This is a genomic window from Pontibacter sp. HJ8, assembly GCF_054824225.1.
On sequence record NZ_JSYF01000419.1, the window covers coordinates 1 to 5,578 of the forward strand.

The window sequence follows — 5,578 nt, forward strand, 5'->3', positions numbered from 1 at the left end:
AAAGGATAAGGAGAGGCAGGGGTGGTTGGAACCGGTATAGAGATCCAACTAAGTATTTTATGTGCATAGTCAGCAACTAGAGAACCTTCTCCCATTTCACATTCCCTTACCATCAGAACAATGCCTCAAACCAAGAGTTGAAAACAGAAGTATGTAAGCCGGAGGAAAGAAAGCAGTTCACCGGGCAACAGGCAGAAAATCGGTGGAAATTTCCGTGTTAACGGTAGCCACATTATCTTTACCTATACCCCGACCTGTATGCACAAAAAAAATACCCTTGCCTTTACTATTCCCGCACTCAGCCTTTCGCTTGCATTGCTTAGCTCCTGCAGCCGGACTCCCACAACCTCTGCCCCCTTACCGGTAGAGACTGGTGTCTCCCAAAATCTGGCTGAGCACAGACGCGACATACTGCGTAACATTTCGTACGACATGCAGCTCCACCTGCCAGCCAGCAAAACGGAAGCTATACCTGCTTCGGAGACCATCACGTTCGACCTGCGCGACAACAGCCAGGCACTGCAGATCGACTTCAAGGAGAAGCGGGAAAACATACAGCTGGTAAAAGTAAACGGCAAAGAAATACCAGTCGTGTTGGAGAAAGAGCATATTCTTATACCTTCCCAACACCTGAAAAAAGGCAAGAACCAGGTACAAATCGACTTCACGGCCGGAAACCTGTCGCTTAACCGCAACGCGGATTTTCTCTATACCTTGCTGGTGCCGGACAGAGCGCGCACCGTATTCCCCTGCTTCGACCAGCCCGATCTTAAAGCTTCTTTCAAACTAGCCCTGACGCTGCCGCAGAGCTGGAAAGCACTGGCCAATGCACCCCTGCAGGACTCCGTAGTAACAGGTACTACCAAAACCTACCGCTACCAGGCATCCGATACCATTCCCACCTACCTTTTTTCTTTTGTGGCAGGAGATTTCAGGAAGGTAAGCCAGATGGAAGGCGGACGCGCGATGCACTTTTACCACCGGGAGACGGATTCCAGCAAGTTGCTCCTCAGCATGGGGCCTATCTTCAGCATCCACCGCGATGCCCTGACTTTTATGGAAGCGTATACCCGCATCCCCTACCCTTTCCAGAAGTTCGACTTCGTGGCTATACCTGATTTCCAGTATGGCGGTATGGAACACGTAGGCGCGATCGATTATAAGGCCTCCACCCTTTTTCTGGACGAAGGCGCTACCAAAGATCAGCTGGTGGCACGCTCCAACCTGATCGCACACGAAACGGCGCACATGTGGTTTGGCGACCTGGTGACGATGCGCTGGTTCAATGATGTGTGGATGAAGGAAGTGTTCGCCAACTTTATGGCTGACAAAATATCTAAAGTAACGATGGCAGACAGCAACTACGACCTCAAGTTTCTGATCGACCATTTCCCGGCGGCCTATGGTGTAGACCGTACGGCGGGCGCTAATCCCATCCGGCAGAAACTGAACAACCTGCAGGATGCCGGCTCCTTGTATGGCAACATCATCTACCACAAAGCACCCATTGTGATGCGGCAGCTGGAACGGCTCATGGGCGAAGAAGAATTTAAGGAAGGGCTCCGGCTATACCTGAAAAAGTATGCCAACGGCAACGCCGCCTGGCCCGAACTGATCGAGATACTGGATGCCCGTACGCCAGTGGATCTGAAAGCCTGGAACCAGGTATGGGTGAACGAGTCGGGACGTCCTCAGATCGATTATGACATGCAGACCTCCAATCAGAAAATCACCTCGTTCACCATCTCCCAGAAAGGAGAGGATGGCTCTGAGCGCCTGTGGCCGCAGCTGTTTGAAGTAGCATTGGTATACCAGGACCGGATCGAGGAACTGACCGTGAACATGGACAAAGGCGTCGTGCAACTGCAGGAAGCAGTAGGGAAAGCGGCCCCCTCTTTTGTACTGTTCAACTCCTCCGGTCAGGGTTACGGGCTATTTCCGGTTGACTCCGGCAACCTGGCAGCCATCGGAAAACTACAGAGTCCGGTCATGCGGGCTTCTGCTTATATCAACCTGTACGAGAACATGCTCAGCGGCCGGGGCATAGCGCCGGATCGTATGGCTGGCTTTGCCTTGCAGGAAGCGGAGAGGGAAACAGAGGAACTGAACCTGAAGATTCTGACCGGCTATCTGACCGAAACCTTCTGGCGGTATAACACCCAGGAAACCAGAAACCGGATGGCAAGTGCTGTAGAGAAAAAACTTTGGGATGTCATGCAGCTACAGAATACCGCTAATACCAGAAAGCTGGTATTCAAAGCTTATCAGAATATAGCACTGAGCCAGGAAGCCCAGGACAGGCTCCACTCCATATGGAAAGATCAGAAAGCTCCGGCCGGCGTCACACTTACCGAAGACGATTATACCTCCCTGGCCCTTTCGCTGGCCGTGCGCGACTACGCTGGCTCGGAAGGTATACTGGCCCAGCAACTGACCCGCATCCAGAACCCGGACCGTCAGAAACGCCTGCAGTTCCTCATGCCCGCCCTGTCAGGTGACGTGCAGGTGCGGGACGCCTTCTTTGCCTCCCTGAAACAGCGCAGCAACCGCGACAAGGAAGCCTGGATCGCCACAGCCCTGGGGTACCTGCATCATCCTTTGCGCGCCGAAACCTCCCGGAAATACCTGCGGGAAAGCCTCGAACTGGTGGAGGAAATTCAACTGACCGGCGACATCTTCTTCCCGACGAACTGGCTTCAATCCACCTTCAGCTCCTACCAAAGTGCTGAGGCAGCAGCCGTCATACGCCAGTTTCTGGCCGAGCATCCGGATTATAACCCCAAGCTAAAAGGCAAGATCCTCCAGGCCGCCGATGGTGTGTTCAGGGCCGAGAAGCTGGTGGAATAAGTTTGGGAGTTTGGGAGTTAGAAAGTTGGGAAGTTGGATAAGGGTAAATAACGCCCTCGCTCGCGTCCCGCGAGTGTGAGCTAAAAGGCGGACTCTGGCCGCTTGAGTTTGTGCTCCTCGGCACAAGTGGCGGGACGACGCCACTATATACCTCACACTCGCCAGAGGCGAGCGAGGGCTAAACAAAAACAAAAAGGGCAGCTATTATACCAGCTGCCCTTTTTTCTATAGCAAGACAACAGAAGAAATCCTGCGTCCTGAATCTAAAATCTAATGTCTAAAATCTAAGGTCAAAATTCTAACCTTACATATCCAGCACGATCGCAAATACAAGCGGTGCAACGATGGTTGCATCGGACTCGATCATGAACTTAGGTGTTTCTTTGCCGAGTTTACCCCACGTGATCTTCTCGTTTGGCACAGCGCCGGAATAAGAACCGTAGCTGGTCGTAGAGTCAGAGATTTGGGCGAAGTAACCCCAAAGCGGAATGCCATCGCGCTGCAGGTCCTGGTGCAACATCGGTACCACACAGATCGGGAAGTCACCGGCTATACCGCCACCAATCTGGAAGAAGCCGATCGTAGAATCTTCTTTGGCCGTGTTGGTATACCACTCTGCCAGCTCCATCATGTACTGTATACCTGTCTTCACGGTATGCACATTCTTGATGTCGCCGCTGATCACGTGACCGGAGTAAATGTTACCCAGCGTAGAATCTTCCCAACCCGGGCAGATGATCGGCAGGTTCTTTTTAGCGGCTTCCAGCATCCAGCTGTTTTTCGGGTCTATCTGGTAATACTGCTCCAGTTCGCCGGACAATAAGATCTGGTAGAAAAACTCATGTGGGAAGTAAGCCTCACCCGCTTTGTCCGCTTTCTCCCAGTACTTGAGCACTACGTGCTCCAGGCGACGCATGGCTTCCTCTTCCGGAATACAGGTATCAGTTACACGGTTCAGGTGGCGGCTCAGCAGCGCTTCTTCATCGGCAGCTGAAAGCTCGCGGTAATGCGGCACGCGCTCATAGAAATCGTGGGCCACCAAATTGAAGATATCCTCCTCCAGGTTGGCACCGGTACAGGAAATCGCGTGGATCTTATCCTGACGGATCATCTCTGCCAGTATGATACCTAACTCAGCCGTAGACATGGCACCAGCCAGTGTCACCAGCATTTTGCCTCCGTTGTTGAGGTGTGTTTTATATCCTTCGGCAGCGTCTATCACAGAGGCCGCGTTGAAGTGTTTGTAGTGTTTTTTTAGGAATTCGGTTACGTTCATTATATAGGATTTTCGTTCGTTACAGGCTATCCGGGTTATACTCGTATTCGAGCCCGATAGTTTGGTCTGCGTACTTGCGGCAAATGTAAGGCTTAAAGCTGATATTAAATAGTTAACTTTTGTGACCGGCTCCCGGGCCTGCAAAAGTCAGGCAGCCGGTTAAGCTTTCGGCTTCTCTATCACCAGGTTATGGTTGGTATAGATACATATGTCTGCTGCAATGTTAAGGCTCTCGCGAACCATCTCCTCTGCTGTCAGGTGCGGCGCGTGCTTCTTAAGGGCCAGGGCCGCGGCATGTGCAAACATACTTCCCGAACCGATCGCTGCAATCTGGTTGTCGGGCTCCAGTACATCGCCTGTACCCGATATGATCAGCAGTTCGTCTTTATTGGCCACTACCATCATCGCCTCCAGCTTGCGCAGGTACTGGTCTTTGCGCCAGTCCTTGGCCAGTTCGATGGCCGCCCGTTTCATGTTGCTTTGGTAGGCGTTCAGCTTCTCTTCAAAACGCTCCAGCAGTGTAAAGGCATCCGCAGTGGAACCCGCAAAACCTGTTACGATTTTACCATCCAGCAACTTACGGATCTTTTTCACATTACTTTTGGCAATGTGCTTGTCCATGGTGGCTTGTCCGTCTGCGCCTACACATACTTCGCCGTTGTGGTATATACCTACTACTGTGGTTGATCTTATCTTCGTCATGGTGTGTCTTTTCTATTTGTGTGAAAGTATAGGAATGCATACTACCTATACCTGAATATCTTCTCTCTGTAAAGCTACGGCAACTGCAAACAAAAAGCCAGAGGCGGCCAGGACGACAAATTGTCCGGTAATGCTTTAAAGCTTCAGGCACCGAAGTGGAATATTATAATACGAAGTAGGTATATTCGTTCATTATATTAAATCCTTAAGATATATGAAAAATATACTCTTGGCAGCCATGCTGAGCCTGATCGCGTTGTCTTCGCAGGCACAAAAGAATGAAAAACTGCCTCGCTACTTTGGGGAGACTATCGTAACAGACAGTTCTGCTGCCATCCTGATTCCCACTCGCTACAATGCAGAGCTGTTGTCGACCAACAAACTAGCGCTCTGGCACGACTACTATGCCAACGTGATATTCTATGATATGGCGGCAGATACTTATAAAAAACTGTTTGAAACCGATACCTACATCCAGCCCTTCCCAGATATTCAACAGATGCCTGCCAACTATATCCGTTCTGAAAGAGGGAATAAGAAACTGGGGAACGTCAGCAAGAACTGGATTTTCTATTTTGTGAAGCCTGGCGACTACAACAAGAACGGCAAAGTTGATACAGAAGATCCATCCTTACTGTACGTATCCGATAAAGCAGGAAACAAGCTGAAAGCATTGACAACGAACACAGAAAATGCCGTGTCGATCGAAATATTTGACAAGCAAGGCTTCGCTTTGGTAAAAATGCAGCGTGA

The 5,578-nt window shown here is 50.8% G+C and carries 4 protein-coding genes; 2 read left to right on the forward strand and 2 right to left on the reverse strand.

Going from position 1 to position 5,578, the window contains the following annotated elements; all coding sequences use genetic code 11:
* Positions 1-258 precede the first annotated feature (258 nt).
* A complete protein-coding gene (locus OB13_RS16840; protein ID WP_461491345.1) occupies positions 259-2,847 on the forward strand; it encodes a M1 family metallopeptidase in 2,589 nt (862 codons plus the stop codon).
* 304 nt (positions 2,848-3,151) lie between these two features.
* On the opposite strand, the gene OB13_RS16845 is transcribed toward OB13_RS16840, so the two are convergent.
* Both OB13_RS16845 and hslV read right to left on the reverse strand, forming a co-directional pair.
* Complete coding sequence (locus OB13_RS16845) at positions 3,152-4,123, reverse strand: deoxyhypusine synthase family protein (protein WP_461491346.1); 972 nt, start codon at positions 4,121-4,123, stop codon at positions 3,152-3,154.
* 159 nt (positions 4,124-4,282) lie between these two features.
* Positions 4,283-4,825, reverse strand: coding sequence for an ATP-dependent protease subunit HslV (hslV, locus tag OB13_RS16850; RefSeq protein ID WP_461491347.1), 543 nt, complete (start codon positions 4,823-4,825; stop codon positions 4,283-4,285).
* Positions 4,826-5,039: 214 nt separating this feature from the next.
* On the opposite strand from hslV, the gene OB13_RS16855 reads away from it, so the two are divergent.
* Positions 5,040-5,578: hypothetical protein (locus OB13_RS16855; protein ID WP_461491348.1), on the forward strand; the 539-nt coding region annotated here is incomplete at its 3' end.